Origin of the sequence: Vibrio sp. Isolate32 (assembly GCF_022397955.1) — a bacterium.
Lineage (GTDB): Bacteria > Pseudomonadota > Gammaproteobacteria > Enterobacterales > Vibrionaceae > Vibrio.
This window is the reverse complement of the sequence record NZ_JAKEUQ010000032.1, coordinates 1-25091: the sequence shown is the minus strand read 5'-3', so window position 1 is coordinate 25091 and position 25091 is coordinate 1. Positions and strand designations below refer to the sequence as shown.

General features: G+C 44.1%; 18 protein-coding genes, 1 rRNA gene, 2 pseudogenes and 1 other annotated feature. Of the genes and pseudogenes, 10 read left to right on the top strand and 11 right to left on the bottom strand.

Annotated features, from left to right (window positions below; translation table 11 throughout):
* Nucleotides 1-7: 7 nt before the first annotated feature.
* Nucleotides 8-358: a DUF2799 domain-containing protein gene (locus L1D11_RS19265; protein ID WP_239833435.1), complete on the top strand. Its 351-nt coding sequence runs from the start codon at nt 8-10 to the stop codon at nt 356-358.
* Between the two features lie 125 nt (nt 359-483).
* Here L1D11_RS19265 and murQ read toward each other — a convergent pair whose 3' ends face one another.
* Both murQ and L1D11_RS19255 read right to left on the bottom strand, forming a co-directional pair.
* Nucleotides 484-1404 carry an N-acetylmuramic acid 6-phosphate etherase gene (gene murQ / locus L1D11_RS19260; RefSeq protein ID WP_239833436.1) on the bottom strand — a complete coding sequence of 307 codons (921 nt, stop codon included), beginning with the start codon at nt 1402-1404 and terminating at the stop codon, nt 484-486.
* A 31-nt stretch (nt 1405-1435) separates the two neighbouring features.
* A complete protein-coding gene (locus L1D11_RS19255) occupies nt 1436-2551 on the bottom strand; it encodes an anhydro-N-acetylmuramic acid kinase (RefSeq protein ID WP_239833437.1) in 1116 nt (371 codons plus the stop codon).
* Between the two features lie 121 nt (nt 2552-2672).
* Between L1D11_RS19255 and nagZ the strand changes: the two genes are divergently transcribed.
* From nagZ to tyrA, 3 genes are all read left to right on the top strand, one after another.
* Nucleotides 2673-3662 carry a beta-N-acetylhexosaminidase gene (nagZ, locus tag L1D11_RS19250; RefSeq protein ID WP_239833438.1) on the top strand — a complete coding sequence of 330 codons (990 nt, stop codon included), beginning with the start codon at nt 2673-2675 and terminating at the stop codon, nt 3660-3662.
* A 243-nt stretch (nt 3663-3905) separates the two neighbouring features.
* Entirely contained in the window at nt 3906-4979 is a 1074-nt protein-coding gene (locus tag L1D11_RS19245; RefSeq protein WP_239833439.1) for a 3-deoxy-7-phosphoheptulonate synthase, read from the top strand.
* 101 nt (nt 4980-5080) lie between these two features.
* Nucleotides 5081-6208 carry a bifunctional chorismate mutase/prephenate dehydrogenase gene (gene tyrA, locus L1D11_RS19240; RefSeq protein ID WP_239833440.1) on the top strand — a complete coding sequence of 376 codons (1128 nt, stop codon included), beginning with the start codon at nt 5081-5083 and terminating at the stop codon, nt 6206-6208.
* Between the two features lie 129 nt (nt 6209-6337).
* Here tyrA and L1D11_RS19235 read toward each other — a convergent pair whose 3' ends face one another.
* The 3 genes from L1D11_RS19235 to ettA all read right to left on the bottom strand — a co-directional run bounded on the left by L1D11_RS19235 (nt 6338) and on the right by ettA (nt 9545).
* Nucleotides 6338-7369 (bottom strand): M23 family metallopeptidase, encoded by a 1032-nt coding sequence (locus tag L1D11_RS19235; protein WP_239833441.1) that lies wholly within the window; start codon nt 7367-7369, stop codon nt 6338-6340.
* Between the two features lie 49 nt (nt 7370-7418).
* Nucleotides 7419-7787, bottom strand: a complete 369-nt coding sequence (locus L1D11_RS19230) for a PilZ domain-containing protein (protein WP_239833442.1) — start codon at nt 7785-7787, stop codon at nt 7419-7421.
* 90 nt (nt 7788-7877) lie between these two features.
* The gene (ettA, locus tag L1D11_RS19225) at nt 7878-9545 is read right to left on the bottom strand and encodes an energy-dependent translational throttle protein EttA (RefSeq protein WP_239833443.1); all 1668 of its coding nucleotides are present in this window, start codon (nt 9543-9545) and stop codon (nt 7878-7880) included.
* A 263-nt stretch (nt 9546-9808) separates the two neighbouring features.
* Between ettA and sltY the strand changes: the two genes are divergently transcribed.
* A complete protein-coding gene (gene sltY, locus L1D11_RS19220; protein WP_239833973.1) occupies nt 9809-11758 on the top strand; it encodes a murein transglycosylase in 1950 nt (649 codons plus the stop codon).
* A gap of 170 nt (nt 11759-11928) precedes the next feature.
* Nucleotides 11929-12222, top strand: a complete 294-nt coding sequence (trpR, locus tag L1D11_RS19215; protein ID WP_004739494.1) for a trp operon repressor — start codon at nt 11929-11931, stop codon at nt 12220-12222.
* 127 nt (nt 12223-12349) lie between these two features.
* Here the strand turns inward: trpR and yjjX are convergent, their stop codons facing one another.
* The 6 genes and pseudogenes from yjjX to bamD all read right to left on the bottom strand — a co-directional run bounded on the left by yjjX (nt 12350) and on the right by bamD (nt 19575).
* Entirely contained in the window at nt 12350-12871 is a 522-nt protein-coding gene (gene yjjX, locus L1D11_RS19210) for an inosine/xanthosine triphosphatase (protein WP_239833972.1), read from the bottom strand.
* A pseudogene (locus tag L1D11_RS19205) lies at nt 12834-15248 on the bottom strand (EAL domain-containing protein). The gene yjjX and the pseudogene L1D11_RS19205 overlap by 38 nt, the downstream one beginning before the upstream one ends.
* 332 nt (nt 15249-15580) lie before the next feature.
* The gene (pheA, locus tag L1D11_RS19200; protein WP_239833971.1) at nt 15581-16756 is read right to left on the bottom strand and encodes a prephenate dehydratase; all 1176 of its coding nucleotides are present in this window, start codon (nt 16754-16756) and stop codon (nt 15581-15583) included.
* 16 nt (nt 16757-16772) lie between these two features.
* Nucleotides 16773-16894: a sequence feature (Phe leader region), on the bottom strand.
* 110 nt (nt 16895-17004) lie between these two features.
* Entirely contained in the window at nt 17005-17340 is a 336-nt protein-coding gene (raiA, locus tag L1D11_RS19195) for a ribosome-associated translation inhibitor RaiA (RefSeq protein ID WP_239833970.1), read from the bottom strand.
* Nucleotides 17341-17895: 555 nt separating this feature from the next.
* A pseudogene (locus L1D11_RS19190) lies at nt 17896-18704 on the bottom strand (transporter substrate-binding domain-containing protein); the annotation flags it as partial.
* A 142-nt stretch (nt 18705-18846) separates the two neighbouring features.
* Nucleotides 18847-19575, bottom strand: a complete 729-nt coding sequence (gene bamD, locus L1D11_RS19185) for an outer membrane protein assembly factor BamD (protein ID WP_239833969.1) — start codon at nt 19573-19575, stop codon at nt 18847-18849.
* 137 nt (nt 19576-19712) lie between these two features.
* Between bamD and rluD the strand changes: the two genes are divergently transcribed.
* The 4 genes from rluD to L1D11_RS19165 form a co-directional block, all read left to right on the top strand.
* Nucleotides 19713-20687, top strand: a complete 975-nt coding sequence (gene rluD / locus L1D11_RS19180; protein WP_004739484.1) for a 23S rRNA pseudouridine(1911/1915/1917) synthase RluD — start codon at nt 19713-19715, stop codon at nt 20685-20687.
* A 2-nt stretch (nt 20688-20689) separates the two neighbouring features.
* Nucleotides 20690-21430 (top strand): peptidoglycan editing factor PgeF, encoded by a 741-nt coding sequence (pgeF, locus tag L1D11_RS19175; RefSeq protein WP_239833968.1) that lies wholly within the window; start codon nt 20690-20692, stop codon nt 21428-21430.
* Nucleotides 21431-21572: 142 nt separating this feature from the next.
* The gene (clpB, locus tag L1D11_RS19170) at nt 21573-24146 is read left to right on the top strand and encodes an ATP-dependent chaperone ClpB (RefSeq protein ID WP_239833967.1); all 2574 of its coding nucleotides are present in this window, start codon (nt 21573-21575) and stop codon (nt 24144-24146) included.
* Between the two features lie 566 nt (nt 24147-24712).
* Nucleotides 24713-25091 (top strand): 16S ribosomal RNA (locus tag L1D11_RS19165); the annotation flags it as partial.

Here is a 25091-nt window from a genome sequence, read left to right as displayed (position 1 = left end):
GACTGAAATGAAAAAAATAATCGCACTATTCGTCGTGGCATTTAGCCTTGCAGGATGCAGCGCCAACGTTCAAGACTTAGCAGCAGAAGGTAACTGGCAAGAGATTGGCTACCGTGATGGTATTAAAGGCAACACTCAACGCTCATATTCAGAGATGGCAGAACTGGGCGCGGTTGACCAAGCAAGCTACAACGAAGGTTATCAAATCGGTGTAACTGAATATTGCAACCCGAACCATGCTTATCAGATCGGTTTATCTGGTCAAGTATATGAAGGTGTCTGTTCTGGTACCGAAGATGCGCAGCGTTTCCGTATGGAGTGGCAGCGTGGCTGGGATGAGTTTTCAAACGACCACTAATCTCACACCTGGTTAGCTATATAGCGTAAGCTGAGTCATTGAACTCAAATCGAAAAAGACCAGTACCGCATGTGTACTGGTTTTTTGTATTACGCTTTCATAAGCATCGAAGATTAATCCGACATTTACTGATTATTCTCGACCGCTTTTCTTAAAAAGCCGTTCTGCTGGTCAAGTTGAGCCTTAGCTGCTTGCAAATCAAGCCCGGTCAGAATCATCAAGATCGCAAGTTTTACGTCATAATCGGTAGTTTTAAGCGTCGATATTGCCAACGCTTTATCGCATTCGGTCGCTTGAATAACGATACGAGCAGCGCGGGCTACTAGCTTTTCGTTGGTCGCTTTTACGTCGACCATCAGATTTTGGTAGCTCTTACCGATACGGATCATACTCGCTGTGGTCAACATATTAAGCACCAGTTTTTGCGCTGTACCGGATTTCAGCCTTGTTGACCCTGTTAAGGCTTCAGGGCCTACCACTGGGCTAATTGCGATCTGAGCAATCTCAGCAATTGGCGAATCTGGGTTACAAGACAGCGCAACTGTCACCGCACCTATTTGATTGGCATAGTTGAGCGCACCAATCACATAAGGTGTACGACCACTTGCCGCAATGCCAACCACAACATCCTTTTCTGAAAATTGAATTGCTTTTAGGTCATTGATACCTAGCGTCAGTGAATCTTCAGCCCCTTCTTTTGCTTTCAAAATGGCTTCTGGTCCGCCAGCGATTAGGCCAATAACCATCTTGTCTGATACACCGAAAGTCGGTGGGCATTCTGATGCATCTAACACACCTAATCGACCACTGGTGCCTGCGCCCATATAAATCAGTCGACCACCGTTTTTAAAGGCATGAGCAATTTTATCAACGGCTTGTGCGATCTGTGGCAGTTCTGATTCTATCGCCAGTGGGACTTGTTTGTCTTGTTGGTTAATCTTTTCAACCACTTCGAGAGAGGTGAGCAGATCAATATCCATAGTGTCAGGGTTTCTCCCCTCCGAAACGAGGTGCGAGAGCGCTGATATGAGAGCGTCGTTACTCATAATGATCCTTAAATGATGGTTCTAAAATAGTTTAGTTAGCATTATATAGAACGCCTAGAGAAGCCGCTCTGCTTGCGCCAGTCACTTCTGGTAAATTACTTGGCAGTTGATAAATATGACGTTGAGCAAGCCACGCAAAAGCCATCGCCTCCATATAGTCAGCGTCAACGCCTTTGTTGGTGGTCGAGGCAACCTCCCAGTTTGGTAGAAGCTCAGACAGCCTCTTCATCAATAGTGGGTTTCTTACTCCACCACCACACACATACAGTGCAGGTTGGTTGCCCCAGCAATAAGCTTCCACTTCATTGGCTATCGTTAAAGCGGTATATTCACAAAGCGTGTACTGAACATCTTCTGCTGCAAGATCTTTAAATTCTGTAAGTTGTTGTTCTAGCCAAGGTAGGTTGAACAGTTCTCTACCAGTACTTTTCGGTGGCATTTGAGATAGATAAGATTCATTTAACAATTGTTCTAGCAAGGCTTGATTGAGTTGACCTTTAAGCGCGAATTGCGCATCACGGTCAAACTTCTCGCTAGAGTTTTTATCGACCCAAGCGTCCATCAACATGTTGCCCGGGCCAGTATCATAACCAAGCGTTGGCTGATTCGGGCGCAGCACTGAAATATTCGAGATACCACCAATATTCAACACTACAACCGAGCTGTCTTGCGGGTGGAAAATCGTATGGTGGAAAGCAGGGACTAATGGTGCCCCTTGTCCACCTAATGCCATGTCTTTACGTCTGAAATCGGCAACCGTTTGAATCTGTGTTTTAGCGGCAATGATATTGGCATCGCCCAACTGCATAGTAAATGGAGAGTCGCCTGTTGGCTGATGAAACACCGTTTGACCATGATTACCAATCGCAGTCACAGAAGATGCAGGTGTATCTGACTTGTCGAGAAGTTGCAGAACCGCATCAGCAAACAGGTGGCCAAGCTGGTGGTCGAGTTTGCCAATGGCAATCAGATCGGTTTTCTGACCAATACAGACTTCAAGCAGACGCGCTTTGAGGTCATCAGGCATTGGGAACTCATCATGAGCAAGTAATGCAATGCTATCGCCCTCAATCGAGACTAACGCTGTATCAACGGCGTCCATACTCGTCCCCGACATCACACCGATATACAGTTCTTTATGATCCATTCCTAAGCTCTTGCGCTGCATTCTTAAAGTCTTCCACTGATTAGTTTAAAAACATTGTAAAGCAAATTTAAAGAGAATAATCTCGGGAAGTTTATGAAATTAGGTTTAAGAAGGGATAAATATGGGACCGTTGTGGGTTGATGTTGCAGGCTACGAACTGACCGCTGAAGACAAAGAAATTTTAGAGCACCCAACCGTTGGTGGTTTCATTTTATTTGCTAGAAACTACCACGATAGCAAGCAGCTATCGGCCCTAAATAAAGAGATTCGTAAAGCCGCTAAGCGTCCTATTTTAATTGGTGTTGACCAAGAAGGGGGGCGAGTACAGCGTTTCCGCGATGGTTTTTCTATTATCCCTGCCGCTCAAGAGTTCGCGACTCACAGCAATGGTGAACAATTAGCAGAACAAGCAGGTTGGTTGATGGCGGCGGAGCTGATTGCTCACGATATCGATCTAAGTTTTGCACCAGTACTAGATAAAGGTCATCAGTGTAAGGCGATTGGCAACCGAGCATTTGGTGAAGATATCGATACCATCGTTTGTCACAGTAGTGCCTTCATCAAAGGCATGAAGTCGGTTGGTATGGCGACAACTGGAAAGCACTTCCCTGGCCATGGTGGTGTGATAGCCGATTCCCACCTTGAAACCCCTTACGACTCTCGAGACGATATCTTTGAGACCGATATGGCGATCTTTAAGGCGCAAATTGAAGCGGGAATATTAGATGCGATGATGCCAGCGCACGTGGTTTTCTCTCATTACGATGACCAACCAGCAAGTGGCTCTCAATATTGGTTACAGAAAGTATTGAGACAAAAGCTGGGTTTTAAAGGCCTGATCTTCTCTGATGACCTAACGATGGAAGGCGCTGCGATCATGGGCGGACCTGCCGACAGAGCAAAAGCAGCCTTGAATGCGGGCTGTGACATGGTGTTGATGTGTAACAAACGAGATGCACAAATTGAGGCTCTTGATCACTTAGCGATCCAAGAGGTCCCTTTAGCCAACTCATTGCTTAAAAAATACAGCTTTAATTTGCCGACTCTTCACTCTGATACCCGATGGAAAGAGGCTTCAGAGCAGATTAAGCGAATGCTAAACGATGAGTGATAAATAAACACTCTATAAATTTAAAGAAGGCGATTTGAGAAATATCGCCTTTTTTTGTACTGACTGTGGTTTAAATCAGTAATCTAATCAAAACGACTTAAAACTTATGTGTAAATTTAAATTTACATTAGTTGTTTTTTATTGTTTACACTTGCAATCGTTTTTGTAGCTGTTATTGTGTTTTTAAAGATTGTTAATCCAAATGTAAACGTTGGGTGTAAAAATAAATATACAGGTTATGTTATGCAGAAAAGTGAATTAAGCAATGTCAATATTATCGACGAACAGGTACTGATTACTCCTGAGGAGTTAAAAGAAAAACTGCCTTTGAGTGATAATGCTCGTCGTTTCATTCAAGAGTCTCGCCAAACTATCGCAAACATCATCCATAAGAAAGATCATCGCATGTTGGTTGTATGTGGCCCGTGTTCTATTCATGATGTTGAAGCGGCAAAAGAGTACGCGAAACGCCTAAAAGCTTTATCTGAGCAACTTAGCGATCAACTGTATATTGTTATGCGTGTTTACTTTGAAAAGCCTCGCACTACAGTGGGTTGGAAAGGTTTAATCAACGACCCTCATCTAGATGGTACGTTCGACATTGAACATGGTGTGCATGTAGGTCGTGAGCTACTGGTTGAACTTGCTGAGATGGAAATTCCACTGGCAACAGAAGCACTAGACCCAATCAGCCCTCAATACCTAGCAGATACATTCAGCTGGGCGGCGATCGGTGCACGTACAACGGAATCGCAAACTCACCGTGAAATGGCAAGTGGTCTTTCAATGCCAATCGGCTTTAAGAATGGTACCGATGGTAACCTAGGCACAGCAATCAATGCGATGCAGGCGGCTTCTTCTAGTCACCGTTTCATGGGTATCAGCCGTGAAGGTCAAGTTGCACTATTAACCACTCAAGGTAACCCAAACGGTCACGTTATTTTACGTGGTGGTAAGCAAACGAACTACGATTCAGTATCCGTACACGAATGTGAGCAAGAGCTTGGTAAGTCAGGTTTAGAGGCGGCACTGATGGTTGACTGTAGCCATGCTAACTCTCGCAAAGATTTCCGTCGTCAGCCTCTGGTTGCTGAAGATGTGATTCACCAAATCCGTGAAGGTAACAAGTCGATCATCGGCCTTATGATTGAAAGCCATATCAACGAAGGAAACCAATCTTCTGATATACCTCTCAATGAGATGAAATACGGCGTTTCAATTACCGACGCGTGTATCAATTGGGACACAACTGAGGCACTATTGAAACATGCACATACGGAACTAGTCCCGTTCTTAGAGAACCGATTGAAAGGTTAGTCATAGTTTTAAAGTTAAGTGCCTCATCTAATGGGGCATTTTAAAATCTGTTGCTAACGAAATCGGCGTTGGTACGGGTTTATAGATTAGTAAGGAATAAAATGGCCGTTGAACTGAACGAATTACGCGACCAAATTGATGCTGTCGATAAACAAATGCTGGATTTACTGGCTCAGCGACTTGCTCTTGTTGAGAAAGTGGGTGAAGTGAAAAGTGAACACGGATTACCTATTTATGTGCCGGAGCGTGAAGCGGCAATGTTGGCGTCTCGTCGTCAAGAAGCAGAAAAAATAGGGGTTCCACCACAGCTCATCGAAGATATTTTGCGTCGAACTATGCGTGAATCTTATGCCAGCGAAAAAGACTCTGGTTTTAAGTGTCTCAACCCAGAATTGCGTTCAGTGGTTATCGTTGGTGGTAATGGTCAGCTTGGTGGCTTATTTGGCCGTATGTTTAAGCTTTCTGGCTATGAAGTGAAAGTCCTTGGTAGTCAAGATTGGGATAAAGCCGATGAAATCCTAGACAACGTAGGCCTTGTGGTCGTAACCGTTCCCATTCACTTAACGGAAGGTGTGATAGCAAAACTTGGTAACCTGCCAAGCGATTGTATTCTTTGTGATTTAACGTCGATCAAATCAAAGCCGCTGCAAGCAATGATGAACATGCACCATGGCCCTGTTGTTGGTCTTCACCCTATGTTTGGCCCTGATGTATCAAGCCTAGCGAAACAGGTGATTGTTTACAGTGATGGGCGTGGTTCTGAAAGCTACCAATGGCTACTGGATCAATTTGGTATCTGGGGTGCTAGCCTATGTCAGATGGATGCTGCTGATCATGACCACGGCATGACTCTGATTCAAGCGCTTCGCCACTTTACCTCTTTTGCTTACGGCCTACACCTAAGCAAAGAGAACCCGAACATCGATCAACTTCTGAAACTGAGCTCTCCAATCTACCGTCTAGAGATTGCGATGGTTGGCCGTCTGTTTGCTCAAGACCCGAACTTGTACGGTGATATCATCCTCTCTTCAGATGAGAACATTGAGATGATTCGACGCTTCCACAGTTGCTTTGGTGGAGCACTCGAGATCTTAGACGGAAAAGATAAAGCCAAGTTCGTTGAGAGTTTTAACCAGGTGAGTGATTGGTTTGGTGACTACTCACAGCAATTCTTGCAAGAGAGTCAAAGCCTGTTAAAACAAGCACATGACTCGATTCATCGTGGCTAATTGTTGTTTAACAATATAAAAAAGAGCGACCGTTTGGTCGCTCTTTTTGTTTGCATTGAATGCTCGTAATGCATTTGGCCTATAGTAGATAAAATGCTTTTGGATCATCATGGGCCAAACGAATACGCCCTAGTTAGTTGCGATAGGCTCTTGGTTATTCTCGTTCGATACTCGGTTATCTTCGCTTGATACCGTATCGATAGTAGCGCTGATGTAAGGTACGTTGGTTAGGTTGATCTGCAAACGAACCACGTTATCTATCAGTTGAACGAGTGGGCCCCACTTCACCTTTTTCTCTTTCTCAAACACATAATTGAAGTTTTCAGGTGTCCAGTCCATTAAGTATTGAGGGTTCAATGAGCGACCAAGGAAGCGCACTTCATAATGCAGGTGTGGGCCGGTTGAGTTACCTGAGTTACCACAGCTCGCAATCACATCACCTTTACTTACAAACTGACCGCTGCGAACTTTGAATTTTTGCAGATGCGCGTAAGAGCTCATGAAGCCGAAGGAATGGCGCATAGTGATAAAGTTACCGAAGCCTTTCTTGCTTGGACGAACAGTTTCAATCACGCCATCTGCAGGAGCTAAGATATCTTCACCGCGTTTACAGGTTAAATCGATACCAGTATGGTTGTGGCGTTTGCCTGTTATTGGGTTAGTACGGCGACCGTAGGAAGACGAGATACGTTGATAAGCCATCGGGCTATCATTAGGAATTAGGCGGAACATGGTTGCTCTAACCGCAGAATCGACGGCTGCAGCATCAATGCGGTCTTCTAGTGAAACCTCATCGGTGTATAACTCTTCATCAGCCAGGCCAAGAACAGACTCTACATCGAATACACGCTTACCGAGTAGCTGAATCGTACCTTCTTTCTCAGTTAATGCTTGAGATAGGTTGTGGTTGGTTTCAACCTGTTCCGCGTATAAAAACTCGGTCTGCTCTTTTTCAACAATTAGAGTTTCAATTAACTCTTGTGCATCACCGGCTTGTGCAGCCAGCTTGTTTTTACTCTCAAGGTGCATGTAGGTAGCGCCACCGATCAGTATCGGTACTGAGAGCAGGGAGGTCATGCATAAGAGTACGGCTTTTCGACCGAAGTAAAACGTCTGTTCCCCCTGACTTGAGGGAATAGTAATGGACACTGTTTTAGACATGGTTCTGTATTAACTAAATGCTTCTAATAGAAAAAGGGTAATGGAGATATTATTCCTTGCCTAAGTCGGTAAGGTGTTCAATCTCTCTATAAAGCAGTTCATCGTCACCAACGTTAAGCTCAACAAGGCGCTTAAGGTGGCTGATACTATCAATATCTAAATGCTCTATGCGTAAACGCATTGAGGTATTGATGGTAGAGACTATAGTTGCCTCTAACTGAATATTGATATCGCTGTTGGCCAGTTTAAAGCTAACGTGAACAGGGGTATCTTGGCTGAATTTTTGTAGTTCATCGCATTTAATGAGTAAACCATGGAGAGACAAGTCTTGCACTGAGCCTGATGCATTTACGTGTTCTTGTGAGATTTCTGTCGGAACTTGATAAATAACTCGTGAAAATTGACGTCTTTCAATCATAAGTATTCTCTCTATATCGATACGTAATACGTAAGCCAGATATATCAAAGGCCGCTATTATCGCGGCCTTTGTTCAAAATACAAGCTTATTTACTTAGCAATACGTTTGTACTTGATGCGGTGTGGTTCTGCCGCTTGTGCGCCCAGAGTCTTCTTCAGCCACTCTGTGTACTCAGTATAGTTACCTTCGTAGAAGTTAACTTGACCTTCATCACGGTAGTCTAAGATATGGGTCGCAATACGGTCTAGGAACCAACGGTCGTGCGAGATAACCATTGCACAGCCAGGGAACTCAAGCAGTGCTTCTTCAAGAGCACGTAGCGTTTCAACGTCTAGGTCGTTGGTCGGCTCATCGAGCAGCAGTACGTTACCGCCCGCTTTTAGTAGCTTAGCTAAGTGAACACGGTTACGTTCACCACCAGAAAGCTCACCGATGATCTTCTGTTGGTCGTTGCCTTTGAAGTTGAAACGAGAGCAGTATGCACGTGCTGGGATTTCGAAGTTGTTGATCTTAATGATATCAGCGCCTTCAGAGATCTCTTGGAATACGGTCTTAGTGTCGTCCATGCTGTCACGGAACTGATCAACAGAAGCAAGCTTAACTGTTTCGCCCAATTCAACCGTACCTGAGTCTGGTTGCTCTGAGCCGCTTAGCATCTTGAATAGTGTTGATTTACCCGCACCGTTGGCACCTACGATACCCACGATTGCACCCTTAGGCATGCTGAACGATAGGTCATCAATAAGAACGCGGTCACCGTATGACTTAGTTAGGTTCTTAACTTCAAGAACTTTGTCACCTAGGCGCTCACCTGGTGGGATGAACAGTTCGTTGGTTTCGTTACGCTTCTGGTATTGGCCAGTCGTCAGTTCTTCAAAACGAGCCATACGAGCTTTAGACTTAGCTTGACGACCTTTAGGGTTTTGACGAACCCACTCAAGTTCTTTCTCGATGGTCTTTTGACGTGCGCTTTCGCCAGCTTTCTCTTGCTTTAGACGCTCATCTTTTTGCTCTAGCCAAGACGTGTAGTTACCTTGCCATGGGATACCTTCACCACGGTCAAGTTCTAGAATCCAACCAGCAGCGTTATCTAGGAAGTAACGGTCGTGGGTAATTGCCACAACAGTACCGCTGTAGTCCACTAGGAAGTGCTCAAGCCATGCAACTGATTCTGCATCCAGGTGGTTCGTTGGTTCATCAAGAAGCAGCATGTCTGGCTTCTCTAGAAGTAGACGACAGATAGCAACACGACGACGCTCACCACCAGAAAGGTGTTCAATCTTAGCGTCCCACTCAGGAAGACGGAGTGCGTCTGCAGCGCGCTCTAGAGCTGCTTCTAGGTTGTGACCGTCTTTTGCTTGGATAAGTGCTTCTAGTTCGCCTTGCTCTTTTGCTAGTGCATCGAAATCTGCATCTGGTTCAGCATAAGCCGCGTAAACTGCGTCGATACGTTTAAGTGCGTCAGCAACATCAGAAACCGCTTCTTCTACGATTTCGCGAACCGTTTTTGATTCGTCTAGTACTGGCTCTTGAGGTAGGTAACCTACGTTAAGGCCTTGTTGCGCACGAGCTTCGCCATCGATATCAGTATCAATACCAGCCATGATACGTAGTAGGGTAGATTTACCTGAACCATTTAGACCCAAAACACCGATTTTAGCGCCAGGAAAAAAGCTAAGAGAAATGTCTTTAAGAATTTGACGCTTAGGTGGAACAGTTTTGCTCACCCGAGACATGGTATATACGTATTCAGCCATTGCCGATCGATCCTAATTATTGTTCAAAATTGTTAGCTATTTTATACCAATATCCCTAAAGATGTTACTCCTAGGAAAGAAAAGCCATTCTTGAACGAATCCTTACTTACTATTGTCACATTGGTTATTAAAACTATATTTAATATGCTCCTTAGATGAAGTGTTAAATATTAATAATATTTACACTCAATTCCTTTACATTTTATGTGATGTCGGGCGTAAATAGATTTCACGTATTCATACACGCACTAAGGAAAGAGCGAATGTTTTTCCGAATTGGTAATACGAAGGTTGCTGTGGCTGCATCGGTAATCTTGTCTTCATTTTCACTAGCTCCAGTGGCTATGGCTAGCAATACCTCAGAGCTAGAAATGCAGCGTGGTGTTTATGATAGAGCGCAAGAGGTTTTAGAGAGCCGTGATCTAAAAGCTTATTCAGCACTGCGCAGCAAAATTCAAACATACCCTCTAACACCTTACACCGATTATCGTGCTTTTCTTATTGGCTTAGGTGACCGCACTCCGGCTGAAGTGGATGCGTTTATTGAAGAGAACAAAGCCCTGCCATTTTCTAATCGTATGCGAGCACCATATTTAGATGCGCTAGCTTCTAGAAAACAGTGGCAAACCATCCTTGAATTTCAGACCAAAGAGCCGGTGGGTGAAAAGTACCAATGCATCTATTACCGAGCGAACTATGAGCAAGGCAATCAGGAGCTGGCTTTTAAAGGGGCGAAGCAGCTTTGGTTGAGCGGCGATGGTGTTGATGACGCTTGCGACCCGCTATTTAAGAGTTGGGACCAAGCTGGCTTAAGAACCGATGAGCTGATTTTAGAGCGAATGCTGTTAGCGTTTGAGGGGCGTAACGGCAAGCTGATGACCTATCTGATCAAGCAATTGGATCATGATGAGTCAATTACTCAAGCTAAGCAGATGAAGGCGTTATACAACAAGCCTGAAGATGTGCTCACATTCGCCAAGAAGCATCCAGCTAATGAGTTTTATCAAGCTCAAACGGAGTTTGCTTTTGAAAAGCTAGCGAGAAAATCGGCTAGCAGTGCTCAAGAAGTATTCGATGAGGTCATCAAGGCCCAGAAATTTTCTGAAGAGAAATCTCAAGAGCTCGCTGATTACCTGACTTTCCGTTTAATCAATACCGATTCTGAAGAGTTGATGGAGTGGCGAGACGAGATGTTATTGAGTTCGTCGAAACAAGTCTTACTCGAACGTCGTGCCCGTTTGGCTATTCAGCATGCAGATTGGGCTGGATTGAAAGAGTGGATTGCCCGCTTGGACGACAAGCACCAAGCGTCATTGCGTTGGCAATACTGGTTAGGCAGGGCTGAAATAGCAACAGGTGATACTGAAAAGGGTAACCAACGTCTGTCTGATATTTTAGGTCAGCGTAATTTCTACAGTGTTGCGGCGGCAAAGCAGTTAGATAAACCGATTCAATATTCAACCTCTACATTGAAATACAATCCAGAAACAGTGAAGCCTTTTAGTACTTCATTGATTCGTATCGATGAACTGATCGCTCGCGATAAAATTGCCGCAGCCAAAAGTGAATGGCGCTGGTTATTAACTAATGCAGATAAAGAGCAAAAAGCGATGCTTGCCGCCCATGCTGCGACACAGCGATGGAATCACTTTACCGTAACAGCAAGTATCTCTGCGAAGATGTGGGATAACATTGCGCTACGTTTCCCTATTGCTCATAAGTGGTGGTTTAACTTCTACGCAGACAAGCATGATATTGACCCAATCACCTTGATGTCTCTAGCGAGACAAGAGAGCGCGATGGACTCAAAAGCTCGTTCTCCTGTTGGTGCACGTGGTGTCATGCAAATTATGCCAAAGACAGCGCAATACACGGCGAACACGCACAAGATTAAGTACAAGGGTAGCGATGACCTTTACGATGTCGGCAAGAATATCGAAATTGGCAGCCACTACTTAGATGGCTTGCTCTCTCAATATGACAACAACCGTATCTTTGCTTTTGCTGCCTACAATGCAGGTCCGAGCCGTGTGAAGCAGTGGCGCTCTCGCAGTGATGAAAAGCTTGATGCCTACGCTTTTATTGAGATGATTCCATTCAAAGAGACACGCGGTTACGTTCAGAACATCTTGATGTTTGAGACTTACTACCGAGACATCTTGGGTGAGCAGGGCGAGTTTTTGGCTCCCCATGAGGTGAAAACTAAATACTAGAGGCCGATAAGGCCTGAAACTGAGTGACAATCGAAGGTACTGAGTGCGAACCATTTCCGCTTACAGCCTTTTTACATTGGATCACATCCAGTATTTCGGTATAAAGTGGTAAACGCTTTCAATCGATAAGCGACTCTTTAAAGTCTAAATTTAAAAGTAAGTGTAGAGATATGGCATCACAACCTGAATATGATAACTGGCAACAACTCATGGATTTAGTTAAGACCGCGGTTGAGAAAGATCAGCATGAACTGTTGTTGACCATGATGATGACGCCTGATGAGCGAGATGCTCTGGTTGCTCGAATTAATATTTTTTGTGAGCTAATGAAAGGTGAAATGTCTCAAAGACAAGTAAGCCAAATGCTGGGAGTCGGCGTGGCAACCATCACCAGAGGTTCGAATGAGCTCAAGGCAAAATCAGAACAAGAGAAAGCGGTTATTGCCGATCTGCTGCTTAAGTAATACTGGGCTTAAGCTATCACTGAATAGTGAGAGCGAGAATTGAAAAAAACGCTAACTGATAGTTAGCGTTTTTTAGTTTCTAGAGCTTGCAATCGAGCTGCTAGAGAGCTTGAGAAGCATTTATTGGTTAAGCTGGGAAATGTTCAGGATTCACAAATGGGATCAGCGCTAAGATTAACGCTTGATGATAGACCGAGCTACGTGAAAGCTGGTTATGTGTCAGTAAACCAATCGCTCCACCTTTTTGCTTGATATTGTCAGTACCAAATACTTCATCCATCACATCCCCGAGTTCGTTAGCGTGTTCTAGCTTCTCAAGAACGGCTGGTGGCAGCATCAGGCTTGCCGAGCGAGACTCTCCACGTTGACCATCTGACTCAATCACCATCCAAGCAAAGGTGACACCGCCTTCGATTCCCGCTTCTAACCCGACATAGAAATCCGCATTAGGTTGCTGTTGTGTCGCATTGTGTACACGGTTCACTGCACCTTGATAAGTTTCATCATTACTCATAGGCTGATCGGCAACACCACTTGGCACATTTAACCCCTTGAACTCAAACTCGGTGTTGGGAAACGCAGAGACAAAAGCACTTTTGACAGCATTGATCTTAGCGGGATTTAGTGAGGCGATGATGACAGATTTCATGTGTTCGATTCTTATAGTCGGTTGATTCAGTTGGTACGTGTTAATCGTTCTGTTAGTGCTCGAATCGCTGTTGGTGTTCGTGATACCAGTCGCTTAGCTCATTGAGAGGCATAGGCTTACCAAAGTAGAAACCTTGCAGCATGTCGCAATGCGCGTCTTGTAGCCATTGGTGCATCTCTTTGGTTTCGATACCTTCAGCAGTCACGGTTTTGCCTTGCGCGTGACACAGTCCGATCACAGGCTTAACTATGTTCTGATTGTCTGTTTCGATCAAGGCTTCCAAGAAACCTTTATCCAATTTGATTTTTTGCGTCGGGTACTCAACCAATTGAGTGATGGATGTGTAGCCCGAACCAAAATCATCAATAGCTAATCGGTAGCCCATTCGAGCGAGTTCGTTGAGTAGCGGAAAACCGTGTGAATTTGAATAGAAGGTCTCGGTGATCTCAAAATCAATTAAGCTTGGCGGAATACCATTAATCTTTGCGTGTTGTTCAATGAAACCCGCTAGGTGCGTAGTCTCTATCCCTGCAGAAGATAGGTTGATGGAAAGCTGAATCGAGTGATCAAATTGAGCCTGAAGTTGATGGAAAGAAGCGAAGGCATTCTCGATAACCCAGCGATCGACAAGTTCGAACAGCCCTGTTTGCTCAGCAATAGGAATAAACTCATTGGGAGCAACCGTACCAAGTTGTTCTGATTCCCAACGCAGCAGAACTTCTACTCCAATTACTTGGTTTCCTTCAGCGTTCATATATGGCATGTAAACGAGTTTAAACTCTTCATCAAAGTTCTTATCTCTCAGAGCTCGCTCAATATTGGCTTGACGTTGAATGGTTTTATCCAAGTCTAACGAGTAATCCGCGAACTGATTCTTACCAGCATGTTTCGCTTGGTACATGGCGGTATCAGCGTTTGAGAGTAGCTTTTCGATGGTATGCCCATCATTTGGATAGGTCGCGATACCAATACTCACTGTAATTGGAAAGCTTCCTGAGTCGGTGATAAACCCTTTTTGTAGCGGAGCGAGTAACTTTTCAGAGAACTGATGCGCAATATTATCGGCATTCGCGGGGGCATTGATATAGATAACGAATTCATCGCCCGATAAGCGTGCAGGCATGCAGTGAGCCTTGTCGCCCTCTTGATATAGAGAGCAGAGCTCTGTGATGCGCTTAGCAAAGGAGACTAGAATTGAGTCCCCAATTTGGTGTCCGTATTTATCGTTCACAAACTTGAAGTTGTCTAAGTCGAGATAGAGCACCCAGGTATTGGTTTTCGAGTCAGGGGCTGGAAGAGATTGCTGAACAAACGACTGAAATTGCAGTCGGTTGGGGAGCTGGGTCAGCTGGTCATTCTCTGCCAACACTTTGGTTTGTTGGTAGGTGTTATCAAGCTCTTGGTACATGTCATAAAAACGTTGTGACAAGCGGCCTAATTCGTCATTAGTACCTAAGCGCTCAATGTTCTTTCTTTGCTTTTTTTCGACCTGTTGCAGCTGCTTATCCAAACGTGTGATTGGATTGATCACACAGCGAGATAAAAGCATGAGTAATAAGCCCATACTGACAAAAGCAGATAGAGCAAACGACACGCTGAGCTCATTCCAGATGGATTTGAGTTTGTTGTCCAACAAAAAATGAGCAGGGTCGAGTGTTGCGTAAAACTCAGGCCCAAGCTTTACTGATTGAGTTAAGCCATTCCCGAGGGATATCGGCTCATCGGTAAAGAAAAGGCTAGTTTGATAGTCAAACTCTATCTGTTTTCGTAGTGAATTAAACTTATCGAGAGAAACAGATACTACGAGAAAAAACACATCGTTGAGTTGTTCACTTATCGGTGCTGAAACGCTCTTTTTATCGAGTACTTCATAGTGAACAAGCACACCTTCACCTTGTGAGTTTTGGATGTAGTCATTACCCGAAGTTGTTCGTTTTTCTTGGTATTGATGTTCAACGAACTCTAAGACTTTAGGATCCATCTCTGCAAAGGGATCTCGGCTGTTTTCGGCGTAATAGTTGACAGTGCGATCACTGTTTAGGAGAGCGAGTCCGGTAAAGCTGTCGTCGCCATCTTGCAACAACTTGACGGTTTCGTGCAGGTCATCGATGAGTGCGAGCTCTTGGCTAGGGTTCTCTTCAGCCAAGAAGAAGCGTTTAATCATGTCACTTTTAGTGAGCGCGTAAGAATAGCTATTAAGAAAAGAACGTGACTGACGAAAGTGTCCGGCCAGCTTTTCCATGCTTAATTGTAGAGCGTTATCTTCGCGTTTGATGAAGCTGTTTTTTTGAGTTGAGTAGATGATATAGCTGGAAGCCGCAGTACTGATCAGTATTACGGGGGCAATCAGAAGTAATATTTTCGTATTTAGCTTCATGGCTATTCACAACATGGTTTATAAATTTGAGCGCGTAAGTTTAAGTTACTTGGAGTGAGCTCGCTATTAATTACACGTTGTACGGTGTTTTCCTGTGAAGGCGGTAAGGTTTTGTCTTTGTTGATAAAAAAGTCACTAATGGGTTTTCTATTAGAAAAGCGTAGGGCTACTTAGAGGGGAGGTGGTGTAGAACGATAAACCAGTGATTGGAGGCTAGGAAATGCCGGAGAGAGTGTTGTTTCTAAATGATATGTGTACTCAATGGTGATTTTAGTATTTGGCCTACTATAGGCCAAATACTTATGTTAGCTGAAAGCGTTATTCGTTCTCGGCTATGACAGCTTAACCTGAGTCGCTTTGATGTTTTCGCTTGGGTAACAGCCTAGCACTTTGAGGTGGCGAGTAATGGCCGTCAACTCTGTGATCGCTTGCTGCATATTATCCGAGTCTAGGTGTGCTTCTAAGTCCACATAGAACATCTCTTCCCAAGGGTTACCCATAATCGGACGAGACTCTAGCTTAGTCATATTGATACCTAAGCGTTGCAGAATCAGTAGTGTCTCTACTAATGAACCAGCCTCTTGTGAAGTCGACATAATTAGTGTCGTTTTCGCTGGGATTTGCGTTGATACTTCAACTGGCTTGCGTGCTACCACGATGAAACGCGTGTGGTTCTCTGTTTGGTTTGCAATGTTACCTTGGATTGGCTGAAGCCCGTAAAGCTTGCCGCTCGATGCGTTACCAATCGCTGCGACATCATCACCGTCCAGGTCTTTCACCTTCTTCATTGCGTCAGCTGTGCTGGCACAAGACTCAAGGGTGACATCTTTAAGCCGGCTCAAGAACTCACTGCATTGCTGATGAGGTTGTGGGTGCGAATAGAGGGTTTTGATGTCTTCTAAACGGATATCATTCTTAGCAACTAGGCAGTGCTCAATTGGTTGAGATAGCTCACCAACGATATAAAGCGTCGTGTGTTGAAGCAGGTCGTACACTTCGTTAATAGAACCTGAGCTGGTGTTCTCTATCGGCAATACACCGTAATCTGCATGTCCAGACTCTACTGTTGAGGTAACCTCTTTGAAATGGTTACAGTTTAGCTCAATCAACTCCATATTCTTGCGGCTGAAATACTCGCGGCTTGCAAGGTGTGAATAAGAGCCTTTAGAACCCAAGAATGCCACACGAGCCAAAGGCTTACGGCTTTGTGGATTTGCGAGGTTTTGTAAGTATGACTGTTGCAGTAGAACTGAATCTTCAATGATGGTGTGAAACAGCTTAGTAATGTACTGAGCATCCAATTCGTATTTGTCTTTACCGTTGTTAATCAGCTTAACTAACAGTTGTTGTTCTCTTACTGCATCACGAACTGGCTTTGATGTCTCTACCTTGCTTTTAGCAACGTCGATGCTTAGCTTGCGACGTTCTGAAAGTAGCTTCAGTAGTTCGTCATCTAAATCATTAAGACGAAGGCGGATATCATCCAGTGAAATTGAGTGTTCAGTCATAAATGTGTCCTTCCTTATAAAAAAGCCTCCCTAGTTTGGGAGGCTTCTTGTTCGTTTTTGACTTGTTTTTCTAAAACGACTTAGCCTCCGATTTACGGAAGAAAAAAGAAGTCAAAAATAAACAAAGATTGAGTGTGCATAAAAAGTGATTATTTTATGAATGTTTAAACACAATAAGCAAGCTAGCTACGAGCGTCAAGCAAAAAAATAGCGCCCTGAGGCGCTATTTTTTAATCTGTTATATTTCCTTATTCTACCTCAGCTTCTAGCTCTTCGACTTCAGGCTTTTCAGCGCGGCGCGCTTCTGGTTTATGGCGTAGCTTGTTGAGTTGACGTTCTAGTTTTTGTTCTACTTCGTTGATAGCAACGTAGAGGTCGTCATGGATTGATGAAGCTACAAGTTGCCCTTTTGGTACAGTGATTACCGCTTCAAATTTCTTCTTCTTGTTTGGTTCTTCACTAAAGCTCGCTTGGCAACCAATGATGTCTACTTGCCATTTATCCAGCTTTTTAAATTTGCTTTCTATGTGATCACGGATTGCAGAGGTAATATCGATGTTTTTACCAGTGATGTTCATTTTCATAGAAGTTTTCCTCTGTTGTATCCCTCATGGGTTAACTTCAGATTACGACTTTTGGGAATTAATAATGTGATCTAGATCTTGTTTTGATTGGGTGGAATGAGCATTAAAATCAAATGTGATCTTACGCAAGTCTTGATATCTTTTTGGCGAAAAATGCTTGTTATCCTTATGAAAAACGATAAGTTGGAGGCAAGGCTTCGCTAAAAATTAAATCAGTTTTTAGGGGCGTTCTACAGCTTACAGAAAGTGCTTGATGGATATTTGTCCAAAAGTATTATGTGATCTAGATCATATGACACATATCGCTAGGTAAGCTCCCTCAGAATTAGATAAACAAAAGCCGCATAACTTTGCTTATGCGGCTTTTGTGTTTTTACTTTACTCAGCTGATTCAAGTTTAAAGTCGCTCTAATCATTTGTTTTGAGTAACCTCGCCGTGCCGTTCTCTAATAGCACTGATTGCCTCTAGCTGTTTATATATGACGAAGTAGTGATTGATATTGGCAACGTAGGTGACCGGTCGACTTTGTTAGGGTTGAGTGCACAACCTAATCAACGAGTATTATCGATGTGTTTTTTATAGATTAACGTTCCCAAGCAGCGTGCCTGTTCGAGCGGTCTGACGTATTTGTTAATCTCTTTTTTAGCTGAGGGTTGTGTTTTCTTAACGCCCACGTTATTTGACCATTTTCGCGTAAAGGTAAGTCGTGATGGACTTGAATGTTTTTCATCACATCGATCCAGAGTTTCGCTTTGAGGCTGTCCAGAATCGTACCTTGAATATAGCCTTTGTTAACGAGTTCGATCAGTTCATAGTCTTGCAGTGACTCTTCGATGAAGTGGACATGCCGTGGAGATAAACCCAGTTCGTTGAGTTCTTTATTGACCCTTTGCACGCTTTCGAAGTAACTAGAGCTGGCCCGAATCCATACTTCCTTACCACTGAGTTGCTTGATCTCGGTGATCGGTTCTGAATTCTTGCCTGTAATAATGAGCTCTTTACCGTCTTTAATCGCTTATCGGTGATCGTTAGGTTAGCGACAGCGACATCACCATAGCCAGACTCTAAAGAGATAAGTAGATCATCTCGTTGTACGGGGATGATTTGAACATTGAGGTAGGGGGGCTTACGAAGGCTTTTTTCAAAGTGGTAGAGCATTTCTGACACGATGCCTTTTGGCTTACCATCCTCGATGTAATAGAAACCAAGAACGGCAGAAACTAGCACTCTACCGTTCCTATGGTTTTGAGCACATCCAGTCTCCCATGTAAGGATTGTTGCTTAATGGGGACACGTCTAATGCGTAGGATAATTGGCTAAATAGCGATATCCAGATAAATAATAACAACCTACTCACATCCACACTCGGCGTTGATGTTTTGTTAAAAGTTATTTATTAAAGACACCATGTATTGTGCGATTCATCAAGCTTGCGATATATGGTCAAAAAACGCGCTAGTAAACGTAAACTAGCGCGATTTTTGGATTGAGATGTAAGAAGTTGATTAAGGTAGTGGGTTTAACTCAATCAACTTTTCGGTTCTTAACACAGCATCATTTAGGCCTAGTTGTTTATAAGCTTCTAGCTGAATTTCTAGAGATTTACGAGCAGCGATGGTATCTGGGTAAGTCTTTTGCAATTCTTGCGTCCTGTTTATCGCTGCAACCCACGCTTCGCGACGTAGGTAGAAATCCGCAGTTGCTAAATCATAGTCGGCTAGGCGATTCTTAAGTGAGAACATGCGTTTTTGTGAATCTTCAGCGTAAGGGCTACTAGGGAAACGTTCGAGTAGTCGCTTGAAGTCAGCAAAAGCGAGTTTCACCGGCTCAGGGTCTCGGTCACTTCGGTCGATATTAAAAATATCGTGCATAAAGTTTCTGTCTTGTGCCATGTGCGTTAAGCCGCGCATGTAAAGAACCCAGTCTTGTTTTTCGTGAGTTGGGTTTAAACGCAAGAAACGTGAAATGGTCGCTAGGCCAAGCGCTAGGTCATCATTTTTGTAGTAAGCGTAAATCAGGTCTAGCTGTACTTGTTCAGAATAGGCGCCGAAAGGGTAACGAGAGTCTAGGGCTTCTAGCTTTTCAATGGCAGAAAGCCAGCTACCACTTTGCAGCGATTCTTGCGCCTCAGAATAGAGAACCGATGGCGGTACATCTGGCACTATCTCTTCGGTACTTGAACAACCAGCCAAGAGTGATACGGCTAATAGACCCGCTAAAGTAAGGTGTTTCATGTCAGGCGTCGATTCCTTGAATTAAATATTTCGTAAGCTTCCGTTACTTTCTAACCAGTAACAGATACAATGATGCAATTATTCTATTTTATCCATACTAATGGGTATTAGTCTCACGGTTTTTAAAAAAGTTCGATATGGCTCAGCAGATCACATTAACAGACACAGTAAAAAGCAGCCAGTTAGGTCAACGTTTAGACCAAGCTGTCGCTGAACTATTTACCGATTTTTCCCGCTCTCGTATTAAAGAGTGGCTTCTTGACGGCAAAGTCCAAGTGGATGGCGAAGTTATTACTAAGCCACGCGTTAAGGTTATGGGCGGAGAAGAGATCATCTTACAAGCTGAACTTGAAGATGAAGAGCGCTGGGAAGCACAAGACATTCCTCTAGACATTGTCTTTGAAGATGAACATCTATTGGTTATTAACAAGCCACGTGATTTTGTTGTTCACCCAGGAGCAGGTACGCCGGATGGAACGGTGCTAAACGCGTTACTGCACCACTACCCACAAATCGCTGAAGTACCTCGTGCAGGTATTGTTCACCGTCTCGATAAAGACACAACAGGTCTTATGGTTGTTGCTAAAACAGTACCAGCACAGACTCGTCTTGTACGTGCATTGGCTAAGCGTCGCATTACTCGTGAATACGAAGCGATTGCAATCGGCAAAATGACCGCTGGTGGCATGGTAGAAAAAGGCATTAGCCGCCACGCAACCAAACGTACTTTGATGGCTGTGAATGAAACGGGTAAGCCGGCGGTAACTCACTACCGCGTTGCTGAACACTTCCGTGAACACACACGTATTCGTCTACGTCTAGAAACGGGTCGTACCCACCAAATCCGTGTACACATGTCTTACCTTCAGCATCCACTGTTAGGTGATATTGCATACGGAGGTCGTGCACGTATTCCAAAAGGCGCATCAGAAGAACTAACGAAGATGATTCGTGCTTTTGACCGTCAAGCACTACATGCGGTTATGCTTAAATTTGTTCACCCAATTACGGGCGAAGAAGTGGAGTTCCACGCACCTGTGCCAAATGACATGGTTGTGATGGCTGAAGCTCTGCGCGTTGATGCTCGCGATAACCTAGAAGAAGATATTTAATTATGTCGATGATCATCCCTAAGTGGAACGCACCAAGTAACGTGAAGGCTTTTGCGTCGACACGTGTAGGTGGTTTTTCTGCTGATGCATATCAAGGGCTAAACCTCGGTATGCATGTTGGGGATGATGCTTCACTGGTTGAACGTAACCGAATATGGCTTACGCAACACGCTAACATGCCTGCAGTACCGGTATGGCTAAACCAAACACATTCTACTGATGTGGTTACGGTTTTAGAGCCAACATCTAATGTTCTCGATGCTGATGGAGCTTTCACCACTGCTAGTAGGGTGGTTTGTTCCGCGATGACGGCGGATTGTTTACCAGTGATTCTTACTGATACTAAAGGCACTCAAGTTGCTGCGGTTCATGCTGGATGGCGTGGTCTTGCTGGTGGTATTCTTGAAAATGCAGTCGCAAAGTTTACCAATATCAGCTCTGACAACCAGATCATTGCTTGGCTAGGCCCTGCGATTGGCAAACAAGCCTTTGAGGTGGGTGATGATGTGTTGGAAGCTTTCGTTGGTTTTGACCCTCAAGCCAAGCTCGCATTCCAAGCGAAAACTGAACCGGGCAAATGGTTAGCGAACATGTCTCAACTTGCTACACAACGACTTGCTAACGTGGGTGTTTCGCAAGTGACGGATTCGAACCTTTGTACTTTTGCCGATCCTGATGCTTTCTATTCTTATCGTCGAGATGGCGCGACTGGCCGTCAGGCTACCTTTATTTGGCTAGAGTAACGTTTGGTAAGTGTCCGCTTTTATCTAGCGCAATTATATTTTTATATAAACTCTATTCTTTATTCTTATCCCTTGAAAATCCGCGTTACCGTATCCATCTTCTAACCATAAGATAAACATATCTAAGAGTAGGAAGGTTGGCATGCGTCTCGATCGATTCACTAGTAAATTTCAAATTGCGATATCTGATGCTCAGTCGCTCGCATTAGGTCGTGATCACCAATATATAGAGCCTGTACACCTAATGGTGTCGCTATTAAATCAAGATGGTAGTGCGATTCGTCCATTGCTTACCATGTTGAATATTGATGTGGTTCAGTTGCGTTCAAAGCTAAGCGAAATATTAGACCGTGTACCTAAAGTAAGTGGTATCGGTGGTGATGTTCAGCTTTCGAATGCAATGGGTACTTTGTTCAATCTATGTGACAAGGTCGCACAAAAGCGCCAAGACACATACATTTCTTCGGAAGTCTTCCTACTTGCCGCAATCGAAGATAAAGGTCCTTTAGGTAACCTGCTTAAAGAGCTAGGTCTTACTGAGCAAAAGTTATCTCAAGCTATCGAGCAGGTTCGTGGCGGTCAAAAAATTGATGACCCAAATGCCGAAGACCGACGCCAAGCATTAGAGAAGTTCACTATTGATCTGACTGAAAGAGCAGAACAAGGCAAGCTCGATCCTGTTATCGGTCGAGATGACGAAATCCGTCGCACTATCCAAGTACTTCAGCGTCGTACTAAGAACAACCCAGTCATTATCGGTGAACCTGGTGTTGGTAAAACAGCTATCGTTGAAGGCTTAGCTCAGCGCATTATTAATAATGAAGTGCCGGAAGGTTTAAGAGGCCGACGCGTACTTTCATTAGACATGGGCGCTTTGGTGGCTGGTGCTAAATACCGTGGTGAGTTTGAAGAGCGTTTGAAGTCAGTTCTCAATGAATTGTCTAAAGAAGAGGGTAATATCATTCTGTTCATCGATGAAATTCATACCATGGTTGGTGCGGGTAAAGGTGAAGGCTCTATGGATGCGGGTAACATGCTGAAACCAGCATTGGCTCGTGGTGAACTCCACTGCGTTGGCGCAACGACTCTTGATGAATACCGTCAATATATAGAGAAAGACCCAGCGTTAGAGCGCCGCTTCCAAAAAGTGCTGGTCGATGAACCAACGGTTGAAGACACGGTGGCGATTCTACGTGGCTTAAAAGAGCGCTATGAACTTCATCATCATGTAGAAATTACCGACCCTGCTATTGTCGCAGCAGCAACGCTATCTCATCGATACGTTTCTGATCGACAATTGCCAGATAAAGCTATCGACTTGATCGATGAAGCTGCGTCGAGTATCCGTATGCAGATTGATTCAAAACCTGAATCTCTGGATAAACTCGAGCGTAAGATCATTCAGCTTAAGATCGAGCAGCAAGCGTTGACCAACGAAAACGATGAAGCCAGTGAAAAGCGTCTTCGCACCTTACAAGCGGAACTTTCAGATAAAGAACGTGACTTTGCTGAACTCGAAGAAGTGTGGAACGCCGAGAAAGCAGCATTGTCTGGCACGCAACATATCAAATCAGAGCTAGAACAAGCGCGTATGGATATGGATTTTGCAAGACGTGCTGGTGATCTAAATCGAATGTCTGAACTGCAATATGGTCGTATCCCAGAGTTGGAGAAACAACTAGACCTTGCGACTCAAGCTGAAATGCAAGAGATGACTTTATTACGTAATAAGGTTACTGACGCAGAAATTGCCGATGTTCTATCAAAGCAAACGGGGATTCCGGTTTCCAAAATGTTAGAAGCGGAAAAAGAGAAGCTTCTAAAGATGGAAGGTGTTCTGCATAAGCGCGTTATTGGCCAAGGCGAAGCGGTAGAAGTGGTTTCGAATGCGATTCGTCGTAGCCGAGCTGGTTTATCGGATCCGAATAAGCCAATTGGTTCTTTCCTATTCCTTGGTCCTACAGGGGTAGGTAAAACGGAGCTTTGTAAAACGCTCGCTAATTTCATGTTTGATAGTGATGATGCAATGGTACGTATCGACATGTCTGAATTTATGGAGAAGCACTCTGTTGCTCGTTTAGTTGGCGCACCTCCTGGCTATGTTGGTTATGAGGAAGGTGGTTACTTAACTGAAGCAGTGCGTCGCAAACCATATTCAGTAATCTTGTTAGATGAAATTGAGAAAGCGCACCCAGATGTTTTCAATATTTTACTTCAGGTTCTTGATGATGGGCGCCTAACCGACGGACAAGGTCGTACAGTCGACTTCAGAAATACGGTAGTGATCATGACATCGAACTTGGGCTCTTCGCGAATCCAAGAAAACTTCAATACGCTTGATTACCAAGGCATCAAAAATGAAGTGATGGAAGTGGTAGGTAAACATTTCCGACCAGAGTTTTTGAACCGTGTTGATGAAAGCGTAGTGTTCCATCCATTAGGTCAAGAGCACATTCAATCAATTGCTTCTATTCAACTTCAACATTTGAGCAAGCGAATGGAGGAGAATGGATATGAACTTGAGGTATCGGAAAAAGCGCTGAAGCTAATTTCTCAAGTTGGCTTTGATCCAGTATACGGAGCAAGACCTCTGAAACGAGCGATTCAACAAAGTATCGAGAACCCATTAGCGAAGGCGATACTTGCTGGGAAAATACACCCGGATAAAAAAGTGCAGCTACTAGTTAACAACGACAGAATTATTGCTCACCAGTAATTGGGGCAGAAACAATCGGTACGATTCGCTAAATTTTGGCGAAATCGTACCGATTTCGAACGCTTTGTATAAATACTATTCGAACGGTCGCCAGTGGCGGCTTTTTTTCGTTTTAAGCCTTGTGCACAAGATTATTCTCTCTATAATGCGCCTCCGTTGTCAGGGATAACCAAGCGGTTTGAAGTAAGCAACGAAACGGCAAATAAGCATTTAAGATGCTTAAAAAAATTAGCAGGAAAAAGTGGTTGACACTAAAACTTAAATCGCTAAAATGGCCGTCCGATTTGAGCGAAGCTCAAAAAGGAAAAGCTCTTTAATAATTTAAACCTATCAATCTGTGTGGGCACTCGTTGATGAATATCAAAATGTTTTATCGTTAGATAAAACAGATTCTTCGGAATCAAAATGATTTCAATGAACTGAGTGACCAATACGAATAATTACTTTCTTAATGGAGAGGGGTTATTTGGCACAGTCAATTCATTATCATTCTGTTGGAATGATAATAGCTTTAGAATTACTTTTTGTAGTTTTGAAGTCAGTATTCGTTGAGTCGACAAAATCTTAAATTGAAGAGTTTGATCATGGCTCAGATTGAACGCTGGCGGCAGGCCTAACACATGCAAGTCGAGCGGAAACGAGTTATCTGAACCTTCGGGGGACGATAACGGCGTCGAGCGGCGGACGGGTGAGTAATGCCTAGGAAATTGCCTTGATGTGGGGGATAACCATTGGAAACGATGGCTAATACCGCATAAYGCCTACGGGCCAAAGAGGGGGACCTTCGGGCCTCTCGCGTCAAGATATGCCTAGGTGGGATTAGCTAGTTGGTGAGGTAATGGCTCACCAAGGCGACGATCCCTAGCTGGTCTGAGAGGATGATCAGCCACACTGGAACTGAGACACGGTCCAGACTCCTACGGGAGGCAGCAGTGGGTGGGGAAT

What these genes read in the sequence shown, in the direction of transcription:
- nagZ (WP_239833438.1), top strand. Translation starts at nt 2,673, where the DNA reads ATGGGACCGTTGTGGGTTGATGTTGCAGGCTACGAACTGACCGCTGAA.
- L1D11_RS19235 (WP_239833441.1), bottom strand. Translation starts at nt 7,369, where the DNA reads ATGTCTAAAACAGTGTCCATTACTATTCCCTCAAGTCAGGGGGAACAG.
- pgeF (WP_239833968.1), top strand. Translation starts at nt 20,690, where the DNA reads ATGTCGATGATCATCCCTAAGTGGAACGCACCAAGTAACGTGAAGGCT.
- trpR (WP_004739494.1), top strand. Translation starts at nt 11,929, where the DNA reads ATGGCATCACAACCTGAATATGATAACTGGCAACAACTCATGGATTTA.
- L1D11_RS19230 (WP_239833442.1), bottom strand. Translation starts at nt 7,787, where the DNA reads ATGATTGAAAGACGTCAATTTTCACGAGTTATTTATCAAGTTCCGACA.
- L1D11_RS19245 (WP_239833439.1), top strand. Translation starts at nt 3,906, where the DNA reads ATGCAGAAAAGTGAATTAAGCAATGTCAATATTATCGACGAACAGGTA.
- bamD (WP_239833969.1), bottom strand. Translation starts at nt 19,575, where the DNA reads ATGAAACACCTTACTTTAGCGGGTCTATTAGCCGTATCACTCTTGGCT.
- ettA (WP_239833443.1), bottom strand. Translation starts at nt 9,545, where the DNA reads ATGGCTGAATACGTATATACCATGTCTCGGGTGAGCAAAACTGTTCCA.
- raiA (WP_239833970.1), bottom strand. Translation starts at nt 17,340, where the DNA reads ATGAAAATGAACATCACTGGTAAAAACATCGATATTACCTCTGCAATC.
- sltY (WP_239833973.1), top strand. Translation starts at nt 9,809, where the DNA reads ATGTTTTTCCGAATTGGTAATACGAAGGTTGCTGTGGCTGCATCGGTA.
- murQ (WP_239833436.1), bottom strand. Translation starts at nt 1,404, where the DNA reads ATGAGTAACGACGCTCTCATATCAGCGCTCTCGCACCTCGTTTCGGAG.
- yjjX (WP_239833972.1), bottom strand. Translation starts at nt 12,871, where the DNA reads ATGAAATCTGTCATCATCGCCTCACTAAATCCCGCTAAGATCAATGCT.
- L1D11_RS19255 (WP_239833437.1), bottom strand. Translation starts at nt 2,551, where the DNA reads ATGGATCATAAAGAACTGTATATCGGTGTGATGTCGGGGACGAGTATG.
- rluD (WP_004739484.1), top strand. Translation starts at nt 19,713, where the DNA reads ATGGCTCAGCAGATCACATTAACAGACACAGTAAAAAGCAGCCAGTTA.
- clpB (WP_239833967.1), top strand. Translation starts at nt 21,573, where the DNA reads ATGCGTCTCGATCGATTCACTAGTAAATTTCAAATTGCGATATCTGAT.
- tyrA (WP_239833440.1), top strand. Translation starts at nt 5,081, where the DNA reads ATGGCCGTTGAACTGAACGAATTACGCGACCAAATTGATGCTGTCGAT.
- pheA (WP_239833971.1), bottom strand. Translation starts at nt 16,756, where the DNA reads ATGACTGAACACTCAATTTCACTGGATGATATCCGCCTTCGTCTTAAT.
- L1D11_RS19265 (WP_239833435.1), top strand. Translation starts at nt 8, where the DNA reads ATGAAAAAAATAATCGCACTATTCGTCGTGGCATTTAGCCTTGCAGGA.